The 15714-nt window shown below is 45.3% G+C and carries 14 protein-coding genes and 1 pseudogene; 2 read left to right on the top strand and 13 right to left on the bottom strand.

Annotated features, from left to right (window positions below; all coding sequences use genetic code 11):
• Positions 1 to 185: 185 nt before the first annotated feature.
• The 4 genes from AC438_RS08235 to AC438_RS08215 all read right to left on the bottom strand — a co-directional run bounded on the left by AC438_RS08235 (position 186) and on the right by AC438_RS08215 (position 3061).
• The gene (locus AC438_RS08235; protein WP_053980772.1) at positions 186 to 710 is read right to left on the bottom strand and encodes a hypothetical protein; all 525 of its coding nucleotides are present in this window, start codon (positions 708 to 710) and stop codon (positions 186 to 188) included.
• Complete coding sequence (locus AC438_RS08230; RefSeq protein ID WP_082354034.1) at positions 711 to 2066, bottom strand: RHS repeat-associated core domain-containing protein; 1356 nt, start codon at positions 2064 to 2066, stop codon at positions 711 to 713.
• Between the two features lie 167 nt (positions 2067 to 2233).
• The gene (locus AC438_RS08220; RefSeq protein ID WP_053980769.1) at positions 2234 to 2707 is read right to left on the bottom strand and encodes an EVE domain-containing protein; all 474 of its coding nucleotides are present in this window, start codon (positions 2705 to 2707) and stop codon (positions 2234 to 2236) included.
• Positions 2708 to 2758: 51 nt separating this feature from the next.
• Complete coding sequence (locus tag AC438_RS08215) at positions 2759 to 3061, bottom strand: hypothetical protein (protein ID WP_053980768.1); 303 nt, start codon at positions 3059 to 3061, stop codon at positions 2759 to 2761.
• Between the two features lie 150 nt (positions 3062 to 3211).
• Between AC438_RS08215 and AC438_RS08205 the strand changes: the two are divergent.
• Positions 3212 to 4851 (top strand): annotated as a pseudogene (locus tag AC438_RS08205) (L-lactate permease).
• Positions 4852 to 4987: 136 nt separating this feature from the next.
• Entirely contained in the window at positions 4988 to 6724 is a 1737-nt protein-coding gene (locus tag AC438_RS08200) for a bifunctional protein-serine/threonine kinase/phosphatase (RefSeq protein ID WP_053980765.1), read from the top strand.
• A 28-nt stretch (positions 6725 to 6752) separates the two neighbouring features.
• On the opposite strand, the gene AC438_RS08195 is transcribed toward AC438_RS08200, so the two are convergent.
• From AC438_RS08195 to rsfS, 9 genes are all read right to left on the bottom strand, one after another.
• Positions 6753 to 7094: an RnfH family protein gene (locus tag AC438_RS08195; protein WP_053980764.1), complete on the bottom strand. Its 342-nt coding sequence runs from the start codon at positions 7092 to 7094 to the stop codon at positions 6753 to 6755.
• Between the two features lie 223 nt (positions 7095 to 7317).
• Positions 7318 to 7749: a type II toxin-antitoxin system RatA family toxin gene (locus AC438_RS08190; RefSeq protein ID WP_053980763.1), complete on the bottom strand. Its 432-nt coding sequence runs from the start codon at positions 7747 to 7749 to the stop codon at positions 7318 to 7320.
• 4 nt (positions 7750 to 7753) lie between these two features.
• Complete coding sequence (locus tag AC438_RS08185; protein ID WP_053980762.1) at positions 7754 to 9157, bottom strand: sodium-dependent transporter; 1404 nt, start codon at positions 9155 to 9157, stop codon at positions 7754 to 7756.
• Positions 9158 to 9242: 85 nt separating this feature from the next.
• On the bottom strand, positions 9243 to 10118 hold the full coding sequence (locus AC438_RS17340) for a septal ring lytic transglycosylase RlpA family protein (protein WP_202904726.1): 876 nt from the start codon (positions 10116 to 10118) through the stop codon (positions 9243 to 9245).
• A 314-nt stretch (positions 10119 to 10432) separates the two neighbouring features.
• Positions 10433 to 11437: a lytic murein transglycosylase B gene (gene mltB, locus AC438_RS08175; RefSeq protein WP_053980780.1), complete on the bottom strand. Its 1005-nt coding sequence runs from the start codon at positions 11435 to 11437 to the stop codon at positions 10433 to 10435.
• 134 nt (positions 11438 to 11571) lie between these two features.
• A complete protein-coding gene (gene rodA, locus AC438_RS08170; RefSeq protein ID WP_394203308.1) occupies positions 11572 to 12732 on the bottom strand; it encodes a rod shape-determining protein RodA in 1161 nt (386 codons plus the stop codon).
• Positions 12729 to 14675, bottom strand: coding sequence for a penicillin-binding protein 2 (mrdA, locus tag AC438_RS08165; RefSeq protein ID WP_082354033.1), 1947 nt, complete (start codon positions 14673 to 14675; stop codon positions 12729 to 12731). The genes rodA and mrdA overlap by 4 nt, the downstream gene beginning before the upstream one ends.
• Positions 14676 to 14735: 60 nt before the next feature.
• Positions 14736 to 15203 carry a 23S rRNA (pseudouridine(1915)-N(3))-methyltransferase RlmH gene (gene rlmH / locus AC438_RS08160; RefSeq protein WP_053980760.1) on the bottom strand — a complete coding sequence of 156 codons (468 nt, stop codon included), beginning with the start codon at positions 15201 to 15203 and terminating at the stop codon, positions 14736 to 14738.
• A gap of 94 nt (positions 15204 to 15297) precedes the next feature.
• Positions 15298 to 15645, bottom strand: a complete 348-nt coding sequence (gene rsfS / locus AC438_RS08155) for a ribosome silencing factor (protein ID WP_053980759.1) — start codon at positions 15643 to 15645, stop codon at positions 15298 to 15300.
• Positions 15646 to 15714: the final 69 nt, after the last annotated feature.

Genomic DNA, 15714 nt, shown 5'->3' with positions numbered 1-15714 from the left:
GAGTGAGCGTCCCTGCAAGTTTACTAACCTATTGATTTAACAGTTTTTTGTTTTGGGTGTCCCCGATTACTGGTTCTGATTCTCAAGCACAACGCCAAGCGGGCTTTTATTGATGATCTAAGGCCCGCTAATAGCGGCTAAATACTCGACCATGGAACTAAATTTTCTGCACAAATAACAACAGTTTAAGGCTTTCCACTTTGCGCCCAGTCAAATGAATAGGTGAGTGCTCCAGCTACCTCAGACGTCTTACAGTTTCCAACCAAAGAGACTGAAGATATAAGACCAATATTCACATCAAAAGTAAAAAAATGGTGATCTAATGTTACACCATCGATACAGCTACTCTGCACCGAGTCCGTAGCAGATATAGTATATAAACCATTAGAACTTTTGCGTGAAACTACCCTGTAATCCTTTGACTTGGTAGCCCAGCCTTCCCCACTCCTTGCCCTTGCATAAGAAAATTCAAAAAACTCCCTCTCATTTAATATCAAACGATATACCTCATCGGTAATCTCTATTTGATAGTTTTTAAAAATATCCGTATTAGTATTGATATATCTTCCATCAGAAAGAAGGCTTATCTTGTTAGTGTTTTTGTAAAATGTGTCCGTAACATATATATGCGCAATTGAGGACGGCATTTTATCCGCTGCAACGAAATTGGACATCATCATACAGAAAATCAAAAGCCATTTTTTATTCATTTATCGACCCTTCATCCAATTGTACGTTTTATTAGTCGCATCAATTTCAAATTGGTTTCTATAACGCGGCAACCGATCAGTATCAATACCTTGCATTTGGTAATTCCTCTGAATTGACAAATTATGAGCACTCATATGCTCTAACTCATGCCGGACTACAAATAGCTGTCTGTCAGAAGTAGATAGCGAATTAAAATATTTTGTTGCATCTACACTCATTTCATCAGAAGCGGAAGGATTCAAAAACTGACGTCCAAAAATAGCTTTACCCGATTTTCCATCTATAACTGCAACACCGGAATAAGACTCATCAAAAGTACCCGTCATTTTCAAAGCATTTTTATAACTTTCAGAATCCTTGCCATCCATTCGTAACACCTCAGAACGAAGACGATCTAAAGCTTTATCAACAGCAACTTGCCCCTTTTGTGCATCTTTTACAGCCGTACTACCAGCATTAAACGCATACAAAAACGCAGCTGTAGTCGCACCATTTGCAAACTTCCCGCCAGTAGCCTTAGATACTGTACCATCAACCATGCCACTGGCAATGCTTTCTGCAACCACATTATCCATCGATAAAATGCCAGGGGTCGCTAGTTTCGAAATGCCGGCACTCGCAAAACCATGCCCAAACTTGCCACCTTGAAGCACTGACATCACTCCTCCGACCATGCCTTGTGCAACAACAAGCTTGGCAAAATTTCCAGCGGTCATCCACGCGTTTTTTCCTATTCGAAATGCGTTTTTACCGGCTTCTGCTGCACTCGCTGCACTAGGAATAGCTTTTGCTACACCAAAAAAAGCAGCCGCAGAAGCACCACCAATCGCGGCACCCCGAATGACATCACTTAAGTTTCCTCCATTAGCCGCCGCTCCGGCTCCGCCTGCAATAGCACCATAGGCAACCATTGCCCCAAAGCCACCATCCCAAGGCATCCAAACAGCGAGAGCAATCCCAACGATTGCCCCTACCAACGGCCTAACCTTATTCCACCCATTTTTCAGCTCCTTCTTGAGGCTAAAATACCCCGTAGGATCCGTTCCATTCAGCGGGTTATTCTTAAGATACGAATACCGATTATACCCTCCAACACTCCCAGCCCCATCAATATGCGGGTCTGCCTGCAAAAAGCGCCCAATAGAGGCATCGTAAATCCGCCCATTCATATGAATAATGCCCACTTCGTCGAGCATTTCGTGGCCGGTAAAGCCGCGGTTTGTGGCGACATTTTTATGGGTTTTGGCGAACTCGGCCAATACACTGGTAGGCGCCATTGCGCTGATCGTCCAACGGGCACTATTGCTGGTTGGGTTGTTGAGCTTGCGCCGCGCACCCCAAGGGTCAAAGGCCATACGTTTTTCGATGACACCGGCGCTATTGGTAATAGCCGTAATAGAGCCTAGAGGGTCTTTCTATAAAAAGCATAGCGAGGATATACACTACCCTAACAACGTCTAGAGATAAAAATGTAAATCTAATAGCATTATGCGCCACTCACCCAGTGGTACATCACCCACCGTTATTCAACGCAAGTCATAATTCGTGCTAACTGCTTAATGCACTGAAATTCATCGGCGGTCACCGGCTGTACGGATAAGCGCGGCTGTTTAAACAGCGTCATGGCGCTAAGCGCTGGCGTGTTTTTCAGTTGACCTAGAGTGATCACTTTGCCAAAGCATGCGCTAAAGCCAAGCGTGACACAAAACCACTTGGGTGAATTACGTGAAGCTTTCGGGTCATAATAAGCGCTTGAGGAATCAAATTGTGTAGGATCGGGATAAGCAGCTTGGGTAACCTGCGCAATACCGGCGACGCCGATGGTTTTGCAGCTGCTGTGATAAATAAGCACCCTATCGCCCTGCTCTAGCTCATCGCGTAAAAAGTTGCGCGCCGAATAATTGCGTACGCCATCCCAGCAGACCGTACCTTGGCTGCGCAGGTCGTTAATACTAAATTCATCGGGTTCTGTCTTGAATAACCAATAACGAGGCATAGTTTAATAATATGTATTAGATTTTCGGGGATGGTATAAGGTTGAGTTTTTTTAATCTTCCCATACCCAGCGTAAAGGTTCGCCAAAATCATCTTTAATTAATACTCGCTTGGGGCGGCGGTTTTTCGGCTTTTCGGGATGCTTGCGCGCCTCTAAGGCTTTTACTTCGTCGCTCACAGATGTACGCGCCTGCTGATGGCTACGCGAGAACCCTTGTGCAAAGATATTAACATTGTCCGTCAGGCCACTGAGGCCACGAGGCACGTCCTTTACTTCACCACCTTTGGTATGGTACTCGGCCATCGCTTGCTCTAACTGGGCACGTATTTGCGCTTTTGTAATAATGGGTTTCATAGGCTTTTGCAGTAAGAAAACCCTACTACCTTAGCTTTAAAACACGCAAAATGAAAGCCAATCACGCTGAAAGCGCTAAGTCCGTGAGCACTGTTTGCTCTTCTATTCAAAACCGAGCACAATAGCTAAAATTCACTGAGACTTTAACCTATGACTCTCATAATTGTCTTGTCGGCTTTAACACCCGTACTCAGTGTTATTTTTTTACTGGTTATTTTACGCTTACCGGCAAGTCGCGCTATGCCTTTGAGCTTTGCACTCACGACTGCTATTTGTGCGTTGATATGGGAAATACCACTGCCGTATATGGCCGCGGCCATCGTAGAAGGCTTGGTCATTGCCCTGAGTATTTTATGGATTGTATTTGGCGCTATTGCATTATTAAATGTGCTAAAGGCCGTGGGTACCATTGAATATATTCAACAAGGTTTTACCGCCCTTTCACCGATCGCCGTATTCAAACTGTGGTTATTGCATGGTTGTTCGGTGCGTTTTTAGAGGGTACTTCAGGCTTTGGTACGCCAGCAGCCATTGCTGCCCCACTGTTGCTGTCGCTGGGTTTCCCTGCGTTAGCTGCTGTTGTTATGCCTCTCGTTGCCGATTCAGCACCCGTGACCTTTGGCGCTGTAGGTACGCCCGTGCTGGTGGGTTTAGTGCAAGGTGCCCCCAGCCTAGAGTACGCGCATATCCGCGCTATCGCCATACAGGCAGCGGCTATGGACATTCTTGTTGCCAGTTTTATACCGCTATTGCTGTGCGCCATGTTGACTCGCTTCTGGGGGCAAAACGCGTCCTTTCGCGAAGGCTTAGCGGTATGGCCATTTGCCTTAGTGATGGGCTTAAGCTTTACCGTCACCGCTTGGCTAGTGGCTAAATTTTTAGGTCCAGAGTTTCCATCAATAGTGGGTGGGCTTACTGGCTTATTAGTGGCGCTAGTGCTGATTAAAAAACAATGGCTTATGCCCGCAGTATATTGGCGGTTCCCTAATGATGAGCCCATCACGCAAACACTCGCGCCTTCAAGCAGCCCCACCTATAAAACACTGTTTTACGCATGGCTACCCTACCTTAGCGTAGTGTTATTACTCCTTTTAACGCGTGTTGAGTTTTTAGGCATTAAGCCCATACTCAATAGCCTATCATTGAGTACTGGCTTGCTGTTTAGCACACCTATACAAGCTACCTTTTCTGTACTGTACTCGCCAGGCGCTATTTTTATTGCTGTTGCATGCGGGGTTTGCGGCATATCGATAGCGCTTAACCCTGGCGCTACGCATATGCAATCCTGTAGAAAGGCTTGGCTTAATGCCCTCAAAACGCTGCTACCAACCGCTATGGCTCTAGCCGCCTCAGTACCTATGGTACGGCTCTTTATTTACTCCGATGTCAATGCCTTAAGCATCGATGCACTCCCTGTACCGGCTATGCCGCTATTACTGGCCGAGCAGGCCGCTGCGGCATTTACCCACAACTGGCCTTTTATTGCCCCGCTGATTGGTGCGCTGGGCTCTTTTATCGCCGGCTCGGCAACCTTTTCAAATATGATGTTTAGCAACTTACAGATGGTCGTCGCTCAAGATCTATCACTGCCTGTCACAGGTATGTTGGGGCTGCAACTGTTAGGCTCCAATGCCGGTAATATGATTTGCGTTGCCAATGTTGTTGCCGCTGCCTCTGTGGTTAAACTCAGCGGTAGTGAAGGCCAAATCATTCGCTATACCGCAGGCCCTATGGCGCTGTATCTTTTAGCCCTTGGCACCGTGGGTTTTGCGCTCACTATTTTGGCTTGACGTATTATTGTCACGCCTAAGAGATAGCCTAACAGCGGCACGGGTAGGTCATTGGCCAAGCCACTTTGATCATGTTTATCTGCTTGACGCGATCGTGGCTTTTTATTTAATCAATTAAATACTTGGCAGAGTGCTCATGGAACATTTAAAATCCTCCCTCGATATTACCTTTGCCCAGCTTTCTCAAGCAGGTGCCAAAAGCGAAAACCAAGACACTATTGGTGCACGCATCCCTGATGGCACACTATTAACGTACAAAGGCATTGCGATTGCGATTGCCGATGGCGTTAGTACATCGGCAGCAGCAAAACAGGCCAGCCAAAGCGCCATTACGGGTTTTTTGGGCGACTACTATGCAACACCCGACACATGGCGTACCCAACAAAGCGCTACGCGTGTGATTCAATCATTAAACCGGTATCTGTGGGGCTTAGGGGCCAATAGTCCGCGTCAAGAAGGCTTACTCACGACTTTTTCGGCCATTATTTTAAAAAGTAATCAGGTATTTTGCTTTCATGTTGGCGATAGCCGTATCTATCGTTTACGCCATGGTCAACTCGAGCAGCTCACCCGTGACCATACTCAAAAAATCGACAAAAAAACAACCTACTTGACCCGTGCGCTCGGGGCCGATGATATTTTAGAAATCGATATGCAAACCCATGAACTTATGATTGGGGACACGTTTATTCTCACCACTGATGGTATTCACGACAACATTCAACACAAGTCTATCGAATCGCTGCTTAATGCTTATAGCGATAATCTCGAGGATGCCTGCTCTCGGCTACTCAACCAAGCACTCGAAAACAACAGCCAGGATAATCTAAGCATTCAAATTTGTAGAGTCAACAATATTGGTGCCGCCTCGCAAAGCGATACCGTCAGCGTACTCTCGCGCCTTCCTTTTGCGCCACTTTTGAGTATTGGCCAAACCCTTGATGGCCTATGCGTCAAAGCCATATTACAAGAGTCTGAGCGAAGTCAGGTATACCGTGTCGAAGATGCAGACGGTAATAGCCTCGTCATGAAAACCCCCTCCAGTCATTACAGTGATGATATCGCTTACATTGAACGCTTTGTTATGGAAAGCTGGATTGGCATACGCTTGAACAGCGATTGTATTGTCAAAGTGGTCACGCCGCCTAAGCCTCGCACCTTTTTATATTATTTAACCGAGTACCTCAAAGGACCCACCTTAACCCACTTAATAAAAGAGCGAGCACCGCTGGATATCCCTGATGCCATTGACCTAATCACTGGCATTATCAAAGGTGTACGCGCCTTTCACCGCAAAGACACACTGCACCAAGATATTAAGCCAGACAATATTATTGTGACAAGCCGTGGGCCTGTGATTATTGATTTTGGTTCAAGCTGGGTGGCGGGTATTAGCGAGGTGGGTGTCGCTTTTGAGCGCGATCACGTTTTAGGGACGCTAGATTATTCAGCACCTGAGTATCGCTATGGCGCCAAGGCCTCAAGTCGATCCGATCAATTCAGTGTGGCTATCCTTATGTATGAAATGCTTACGCACAAGCGCCCTTACGGCGAGGCATACGGTAAAGCCATGCATTTAAAAGCGTTTCAAAAGCTCCGCTATCGGCCCGCAGCAACCTATAACCCCCTAGTACCTTATTGGATAGACAAAGCGATTGCCAAAGCAGTATCGATCCACCCCGAGCAACGCTATGAGTCATTTTCAGAGTTTTTACTCGATTTGAAGCGCCCCAATCCGCTTTGGCAAAACCCCGAAACCCAACCACTACTACAGCGTCACCCGCTGAGATTTTGGCAAGTATTAGCGGCTATGGGTTGGTTCATAGCCTTGATGCTATTGCTAAGCACCGCTCCTAAGGCAATCTCGCTGTGATATTGGGTTATGGCACTGGATGAGCATTTTACTTATCGACGCCTGCTTTTTCAGCTGCCGCTTTTTGCCTAGCAGCAACACGCTTGCGTACTTCTTTGGGGTCCGAGATTAGCGGGCGATATATTTCAACGCGTTCTCCCGCTTGCATAGCATAACTTTCAGGGGGGGCTAAGCCCTTAACGCCAAGCGTTTGACCAAAAATACCCATTGAAGCAGTGGTTAAATCCAGCTCAGAAAAAAACTGCGTAATACCCGATTGCTGAGCAGCCTGTAATGCTGTTGTGCCGGGCTTAACCAACACACTCAATAATTTTTGTTTTTTAGGTAACGCATAAGCCACCTCAACAGCAATTGGCTCTATATCTGTCATGTATTATTACTCTTTAAGTTGCTGCCAGTGAGTTTTATATTCAACATACTGACCCCTCATCTATACAGGCTATCCAACAGACCTGCTTAGTAACTATTCAAGACCCCAGATTGGGTATGAATGGACATTGTCTGGGGTCGGCGTATAAGTCGCTCTCGGCTAAATGCCCAGACAATATCCAAACACCTAAAGTGAGGCTTGTGCTTGGCTGGTTGCAGTGATGCTAGCCATACAACGCCCTAGCTCGCTGACATACAACATCGACTTGCTGACTCGCGGTATCTTCCATCCACTTACCTGCAGCCATATTGAGTAAAAAGTTAGAAAACTCAAATTTCAGTGTGAAAGACACCTCACAACCACCAGTAATATCCTTAAATTCCCAACATCCGTCAAACTCTTTAAAAGGACCACTCAATAACTGTAAAGTCATTTTGTGCGGGAAACTTAAGGTATTGCGGGTCGCAAAACGATGGTGGGTGCCTGCTTTAGAGAGCGTGAGCTCGGCTTCAACGCACGTTGCCGTTCTCGATGTGACTCGGGCCCCCACACAATTCGGTAAAAACTGCGGATAAGATTCAATATCATTAACCAAATCAAACATTTGTTCTGCTGAATACACAACATGCGCACTACGATTCAAACTGCGTGACACCGTTTTAAGCTCCTAATTGCGAAAGGGTTTCAAAAAGCTTAATGGCCATAATCAATAAGACCAAGGTCGGCGAAACAAAACGTAATAAGAATAGTAGTAGGGTTTGCGTCTTTTGACTTTTAAAGCCAAACTCTTTTTGCAACAGCGCAGCGGGCGCCTTCCAAGCCACCAACAGGGCAATCAGCACGCCGCCTAAAGGCAACATGATTTGGCTAGTTAAAAAATCAAAGAAATCAAAAGGCGTAAAATACAAGAGCCAAGCCGGTTTAAACTCTGCCAATGGACCAAACGATGCCACGGTTAAAAGGCCTAGTAACCAACAACAACCAGCTACAATACCTGCAGCCTTTATACGCTTCCAGCCTTTGTTCTCTATTAACCAAGCAATAGCAGGCTCAATTAAGGAAACCGCCGAACTCCATGCAGCCACCGCCACTAAGGCAAAAAATAGAGTCCCAATCAAGAGACCTAAAGGCATAGAACCAAAGGCAATCGGCAGGCTCACAAATAACAACCCTGGCCCCGCACCCACTTCAATTGTAGGGTTCGCAAACACAATCGGGAAAATAGCAAGGCCAGCCACCAACGCAACTAGCGTATCAAGAATCCCCACTGTCAATATTGTTTTACCTATATTTGCACTACTTGGCATGTAAGCGCCATAAGCCATGATCGCACCCATACCTAAACTTAACGTAAAAAAGGCATGCCCCATAGCGATTAATATACTGTCTCCGGTGAGTGCAGAGAAATTAGGCGTAAACAAAAACATAACGCCGGCCTTAAAGTTTCCGGCCAAAAAGCCATAGACCAATAGCACCGCTAATGCCAAAAACAAAAATGGCATCATATATTTAGCAACAGCCCCTAGACCCTTACTGACACCACTGGCCACAATAATAAAAGTCATTAGGGTAAACGTTGAATGCCAGCCGAGCAAAGCTTTGGGGTCACCCAATAAGCCCCCAAAGAAAGCATCAGATCCTGCCGCAGAAATATCGGTAAATGTACCGCTGATACTGGCAAAAACATAGTGCAAAGCCCAGCCTGCTACCACACTGTAAAAAGACATAATCAACAGGCCTGCGATTACGCCCATGACCCCAATATAGCGCCAATTATGACTGGCGCCAGATTGTCGAGTAAAAACCTCTACCGCATTAACTGGGTTACGCCGCGCATTACGACCTAAAAAAACCTCAGCCATCATAATGGGGATACCCACAATGACAATGCATAACAAATAGACCAAAACAAAAGCACCACCACCATTTTCGCCTGCAATGTAAGGGAACTTCCAAATATTACCCAAGCCAACAGCAGAGCCCGTTGCGGCAAGAATAAACGTCCACCGACTACTCCAAGTGCCGTGTATACTTTTAGGTGTGTGGGAATTTTGATTATCCACGCCGAATCTCCAAATTTATTTGAGCGCGCATAATATCAAAGTGTGCTGATTATAATAAGGCATTATAATCAATCGCTATGCTGTTCTAATTGAGATTGAACGTTTTATAGACAACTTTGGGCTCTTGATAACCTTCTTGCTTAAAGAATTGCTGCAAATTGACGAGATCCCAATTATCTTTGAGCGGCCCAAGCAAAACACGCTGGATATTACGTTCAGCCACTGTTTCTATAATAACGGGGTATGTTGTCAGTGCTTTGACCTTTTGCGCGAATGCGCTAGCACCGGCTGGCTGTCCAAAAGCACCCATTTGTAGGTAAGTGCCCTCAGGAACTTCATAGCCACCGGAGTTTCTTGGTTTTGGAGCAACGCGAGTCGATGCTGTATGGGGCTTGAGGGCCGAGTCGTCAAAGCCTTTAAAATGACTCTGGTCTTGAGCCTCAACAACCTCTAGCATAACGCGAGCTGTTCCTTGCCCAGCAAACCCCAACTTACGGGCAGCGGTATAGGTCAAGTCAATAATACGATCGCCGTGAAATGGTCCTCGGTCATTCACTCTCACAATAACGTTTTTACCATTGGCGATATTTGTCACACGTACAAATGTGGGAATGGGTAGCGTTTTATGTGCTGCGGTCATACCGTACATATTGTAAATTTCGCCATTTGATGTTTTTTTACCGTGAAATTTTTTCCCATACCACGAGGCATACCCTTTTTGAGTAAAACCGGTTGAATCATTCATCAAATGATATGTTTTCCCTAAAACGGTATATGGTGATTTATTACCCGCTTTAGTACGAGGTTCTTTTACTGGATCGGCATCTGGAATATGCTCCACATCCAGTGGTGCAGCTGGGCCGCTGTCTTTTACGTCAATATCAACCGGTATTTCATAACGGATACGATGACTTTGACACCCCGTCATCAACGTAAAAAAAATCACAGTAAAAAAAAACAAGAGTGCGCTGCTGAACATTCTGATTACGGGTGGAGCGATTGCCTTTTTTAGATTAATCAAGGTATATTCTTATGCATATAATTGTGAGTAGTAAAAACCGCTAATCATCGTTATCGGTTATCGGTTTTGAATTTTTTAACAACAAGATAACGCGTTTATTTTATGACTGACGACCATAGTTAACGGCCGCTGAGCTATTAACTCCCCGATTCACCAGCCATTGCAAACGAGCAAGTTGTACCATCTAAAGCTCAGCATACGTCACTTTACCGCCAGGCCAGTTAGAGTGCGACACCCAAATAAGCAGCTATGAATTATTGCCTTTTAGGTTGGGCAGCCACAGCTGCTTCGGCAGCGCGCTTTGCACTGGAAATCTCTTCACTTAATTGATACACCGCTAACGCATACATTTTATTGCGATTGTACCGTGTAATTACATAAAAATTATTGTAGCCCAACCAATATTCAGGACCATTAACACCTGTAAACTCTAGTGCCATAGCAGGCTTTAGGCTAACAGGTTGACGAGATAATGGCGCAAAACCTAAAGTGGCTAGCTCATTCGCCGGCGTTTTAGGCCGACTCCCTATATTCAATAATTGACGCGGAAATTGCGCGGCTTTTGAGGCGCGCTCCGCAACAGGCTCACCGTTTTGCCAACCATGTGCTTTAAAGTAATTAGCTACGCTAGCAATGGCATCTTTTTTGTTATTCCAGATATCTGCAAAGCCATCACCATCAAAGTCAACAGCAAAGCTGCGATAACTACTCGGAATAAACTGCCCATAGCCCATCGCGCCGGCATATGACCCTTTGAGCGTTAGCGGGTCTTGATGCTGCTCTCGCGTCAACAGCAAAAATGCTTCGAGCTGTCGCGTAAAAAAAGCCCCGCGCTTAGGATAGTCAAAGCCCAGTGTTGTGAGTGCATCAAGTACGCGGTAGCTGCCCATATACTGACCATAACGCGTTTCAACACCAATAATGGCGACAATTATATTAGCGGGGATACCCGTTTCTTTCTGTACAGCGGCTAAGATATCTTGATGTGCCAACCAGAAATCTACGCCATCTTGAATCCGTTTTTCTTTTAGAAAAATATTTCGATACTCGTGCCACGGCTTAGTTTTTTCAGCCGGTCGCGCAATAGCGGCTAATATCGAAGGTTTTTTTTCGGCTTTTTTTAATAAACCTACTACGTATTCACGTTCAAAACCGTGTTTGTTCACCATGGTATCAATAAAAGCTTGGGCATTTTTATGTGTCTCATAACCCTTTTTCATTGGGGTCGACTCAGCCCAGACTGCCGAGCCTATTAGCATACACAACACGATCAGCAGCCAGCGTGCAGATATTAAAGTATTAAAGAGATGATGCATACATTCCTCTTGGAATTCAGTGCACTAAGGCATTGAAAAAGTGACATTGATAAATCATATAATCACAAGCACATAAATTAAGTCTGAGTTTGAGTTTTTTTAGGCTCGGTCGCCACAGCCATCAACAAACCAAAACCGGCCATTAACGTCACTAGCGACGTACCACCTAAGCTCACCAGCGGCAAAGGGACCCCCACTACAGGTAATATACCGGATACCATACCCACATTAACAAACACGTAAACAAAAAAGGTCAGCGTAACACTGCCGGCTAAAAGACGACCAAAATGGTTTTGCGCACGCCAAGCAATCATTAATCCACGCGCAACAATAATGCCATACAAGCTCAGCAAAAGCACAACACCCTTAAGGCCAAACTCTTCTGCGAGTACAGCAATAATAAAATCTGTGTGGCTTTCTGGTAGAAAATCAAGTTGCGATTGGGTGCCTTGCATCCAGCCTTTGCCCTCCAGCCCTCCAGAGCCAATCGCTGTTTTGGATTGAATAATATTCCAACCAGAACCTAATCGGTCAGCTTCGGGGTTTAATAAAGTTAAGACACGCTGCTTTTGATAGTCATGCATCACAAAATTCCACATTGGCCAGCTGGCAACTACCACTAACAATAAGCTTCCCAAAATATAACGCCAACTCAGTCCCGCCAAAAATAAAGCAATCAACCCCGATGCGGTCACTAAAATAGCGGTGCCAAGATCCGGCTGCTTAAAAATAAGTAAAGCAGGTAAAGCCACTAACGCTAAGCAGCCACCAATATGCTTGAGCTTAGGCGGTAATGCTCTTGAGCCCAAATAGGCCGCTACGCATAACGGCATAGCTAACTTTAAAATTTCAGCGGGTTGAAAACGAATAAACCCTAAGCTTAACCAGCGCTGCGCCCCTTTTGCACCGACACCAATTAATAGCACCAAAATCAATAGTACAATGCCAAAAACATATAACCACTTACCACTGCGCTCTAAAAAATTAACAGGGCATTGCGCAATAGCAAACATACCAATATAAGCAATAGAGAAAAAGATAATTTGGCGCTTTATCATAAACTCACTCGTACCACTGGCACTGTACAAAATAGAGAGACCAGTCCCTGTTAATATGAGCAATGCTAACAATAACCAAGGATCAACATGCACAATACGCCAAAAGCTTTCGCCTTTTTTAAACGTTTGCGTCGAACCTGGCATATGCCTTACAAAATCTCGACCACCGTGCATTTTCATTGGTTAACCTCGCTGACCATAAAATCAGCTTTCGCGGGGTGACGCGTCGATATCTTCTGCGATGAATGCATTTTGGCTTTACGCGCCGCTTCAATATCAAACCAACTATCAAAAACACTTCTCGCCACAGGCGCCGCCGCGCTCGATCCATGCTCGCCATTTTCGATCACAACCGCCAAGGCTATTTCCGGTGCATCGGCAGGCGCAAAGGCAATAAATAAAGCATGATCCCAGTTGCGCTGAGATATTTTATCTCGGTCATAATCAGTATCTTGCGCGATACCAACCACTTGAGCAGTACCCGTTTTACCTGCCACACGATAAGACAACCCCTTGTTAATTCCTTTAGCAGTACCACGTAAACCGTGCACAACCGACTCCATTGCTTTATTAACATAGGCCCAATTTTCTCTAGATGCTGATACAATATCAACACCTTTTTTTTCAATTTTTTGTTTGCCTAGCTGCTTGACTAAATGAGGCTCAAAGCGCTGTCCTTGGCTTGCAAAGGTGGCTGTCATAACAGCTAACTGAAGAGGCGTTGTTAATACATCTCCCTGTCCAATGCTGACGTTCAAACTATCACCAGGGTACCAAGGCTGGCGTCGATGTTTTTTCTTCCATTGTCGAGAGGGCCATAAACCACTTCGCTCATTGGGCACATCAATCCCCGTGTGCTGCCCCAACCCAAAGTGCGCGCCTATAGGGTGCATGTTATCAATACCTAAGCGTACCGCGAGCTCATAAAAAAAGGTATCGCACGACTCAGTAATCGCTTGATGAAGATCAACATGTTTACCGTGCCCCCACTTTTTCCAGTCGCGGTATAAGCGCTCACCTTCAGCCAGCTGATAAAAACCGGGGTCATTAATCCGCGTGTGCGCTGATATTAAGCCTGTCTCCAATCCGCCTAAACCTAAAATAGGCTTGAGCGTTGACCCTGGTGGATATTGCGCTTGAATAGTACGATTATACAAAGGCAAGTCTTTAGAACTATTCAGTGCGTTATAATCGGTATAACTAATACCTGTCACAAATAAATTAGGGTCAAAACTCGGCGAGCTTGCCATCGCCAACACCCCCCCTGTCTTTACATCAATAGCTACAACCGCACCACGCCAGCCAGTCAATGCCTCATAGGCCGCTTTTTGTAAATGCAAGTCGAGGTGTAGATGTAAATCTCGACCTGGCTCGGGCGCTTCACGTTCAAGCTCTCGCAGTGCTCGCCCATGGGCATTCGTTTCTAAGAACCGGCTCCCAACGGCACCCAATAGTGCTCGCTCATATTGTTTTTCAAGCCCTATTTTTCCGATACTAAAAGTAGCGCTGTAATCTTTTTTGGTGTCTTCATCAAAGGCTTTTAGCTCTCGCTCGTTAATACGCCCTACATAGCCAATGGTATGCGCTAAGAGCTCACCATAAGGATAGTAACGCACCAATTCTGCTTCAACCTCAACCCCTGGCAGACGGTATTCGTTGACACTGATTTTGGCAATTTCTTCGGGGCTTAAATCGAGTTTTAGCGGGGTAGGCTGATATGGCGCACGCGCGCGGTTTTTGAGTTTTTTAAAGCGATCAATATCCGACGGGCTGACATCAATAATTTTATTTAACTCTATAAATAACGCATCTAGATTCTTAACACGCTCAGGGATAACACTCAAGCGATAACTCGGACGATTATCGGCCAATAAGATACCATTGCGGTCATAAATCAATCCCCGCGTAGGGGCGACCGGCTGCACCTGTATTCTATTACGATCAGACAATGTGACAAAATTTTGATGCTGCTTTATTTGCAGTAAGTAAAAGCGGGTCACCAAAACACCCAATAACACTACCACACCCAAAAAGGCTACCAATAAACGCCATTGAATGATGCGTCGCTGATGACCTTCGTTAGCAATGGTTGAATGCCGGTGATGTTTGCCTAATGCTGGCATGATTGAGCTCCAAGCAAAACCGCGGAATGTATCGGGTGTGTTAACGGCGATTTAACATCGCTATTTATGGTATGGGTGATTATTTAAAATAGTCCACGCACGATATAACTGTTCGATAAAGACAACTCGCACAAGCGGATGCGGCAAGGTTAAATTAGACATTGACCATTTGGCATTAGCGCGTGCTAATACTGATGCACTTAAACCGTCAGGCCCACCAATAATAAAACATAAATTTTGCCCTTCCATGCGCCAATCCGTCAGATGACCAGCCAATTGCTCTGTAGCCCAAGGCTTACCCAAAACCTCAAGTGCAATCACAAAGTCATTGCTAGCAATCGCATTAAGAATCTCTTTGCCTTCGGTCTCAATCGCAGTGCTCACCGAAGCATTTTTACCTCGATGTCCTGGCGCAAGCTCAATCAGTTTTGGCGCTAGCTCTTTAGGCAGTCGTTTACAATATTCGCCATAACCTTTTTGAATCCAGTCAGGCATTTTAGTGCCGACCGCGATAAGTTGCACTTTCATGCGTTAACCTTACTCATCCATTAAAAACCCATAAATGAAAATATCGATTCACCCCAATAGATCTATTCAGCCTACTGAGGTGACTCAACAATAACTAGTCGAGGTCAGGAATCTGGTTAACCGGTTTACTTGACCATAATTTTTCAAGCTCATAAAAAGCCCGCGAAGCTGGCAGCATAACATGCACAACGACACTACCATAATCCACTAACACCCAGTCACCCGCATCCATTCCCTCTACACCGATGGGGCGAATATTGACTTTTTTTGCCTCATCTAAGACATTATTCGCTAATGATTTAACCTGACGACTAGACACCCCTGTACAGAGTACAAGTGTATCCGCAACATCTGAAATACCAACAACATCTAACTCTACAATATTTTCGCCTTTAATATCAGCGAGTGCACGTTTAACAATTTCTTTTAATTCTATGGTCATGAATATTTTGCCAGTTTTGATAAAAATAAAAGCACCCTAAAGGCAGTGCTTGTTAATACGATAAGCCTC

The sequence above is a fragment of the Marinagarivorans algicola genome (assembly GCF_001292705.1).
GTDB classification, from domain to species: domain Bacteria; phylum Pseudomonadota; class Gammaproteobacteria; order Pseudomonadales; family Cellvibrionaceae; genus Marinagarivorans; species Marinagarivorans algicola.
Note: the sequence above shows the minus strand (reverse complement) of the source record. Positions and strands in the feature narration are given on the sequence as shown.

Bases quoted from the DNA above. Each gene is read 5' to 3' on its own strand.
- rodA (WP_394203308.1), bottom strand. From the start codon at position 12,732: ATGAAAATGCACGGTGGTCGAGATTTTGTAAGGCATATGCCAGGTTCG.
- AC438_RS08200 (WP_053980765.1), top strand. From the start codon at position 4,988: ATGGAACATTTAAAATCCTCCCTCGATATTACCTTTGCCCAGCTTTCT.
- mltB (WP_053980780.1), bottom strand. From the start codon at position 11,437: ATGCTAATAGGCTCGGCAGTCTGGGCTGAGTCGACCCCAATGAAAAAG.
- rlmH (WP_053980760.1), bottom strand. From the start codon at position 15,203: ATGAAAGTGCAACTTATCGCGGTCGGCACTAAAATGCCTGACTGGATT.
- AC438_RS08215 (WP_053980768.1), bottom strand. From the start codon at position 3,061: ATGAAACCCATTATTACAAAAGCGCAAATACGTGCCCAGTTAGAGCAA.
- AC438_RS08235 (WP_053980772.1), bottom strand. From the start codon at position 710: ATGAATAAAAAATGGCTTTTGATTTTCTGTATGATGATGTCCAATTTC.
- mrdA (WP_082354033.1), bottom strand. From the start codon at position 14,675: ATGCCAGCATTAGGCAAACATCACCGGCATTCAACCATTGCTAACGAA.
- AC438_RS08195 (WP_053980764.1), bottom strand. From the start codon at position 7,094: ATGACAGATATAGAGCCAATTGCTGTTGAGGTGGCTTATGCGTTACCT.
- AC438_RS08220 (WP_053980769.1), bottom strand. From the start codon at position 2,707: ATGCCTCGTTATTGGTTATTCAAGACAGAACCCGATGAATTTAGTATT.
- rsfS (WP_053980759.1), bottom strand. From the start codon at position 15,645: ATGACCATAGAATTAAAAGAAATTGTTAAACGTGCACTCGCTGATATT.
- AC438_RS08230 (WP_082354034.1), bottom strand. From the start codon at position 2,066: ATGGCCTTTGACCCTTGGGGTGCGCGGCGCAAGCTCAACAACCCAACC.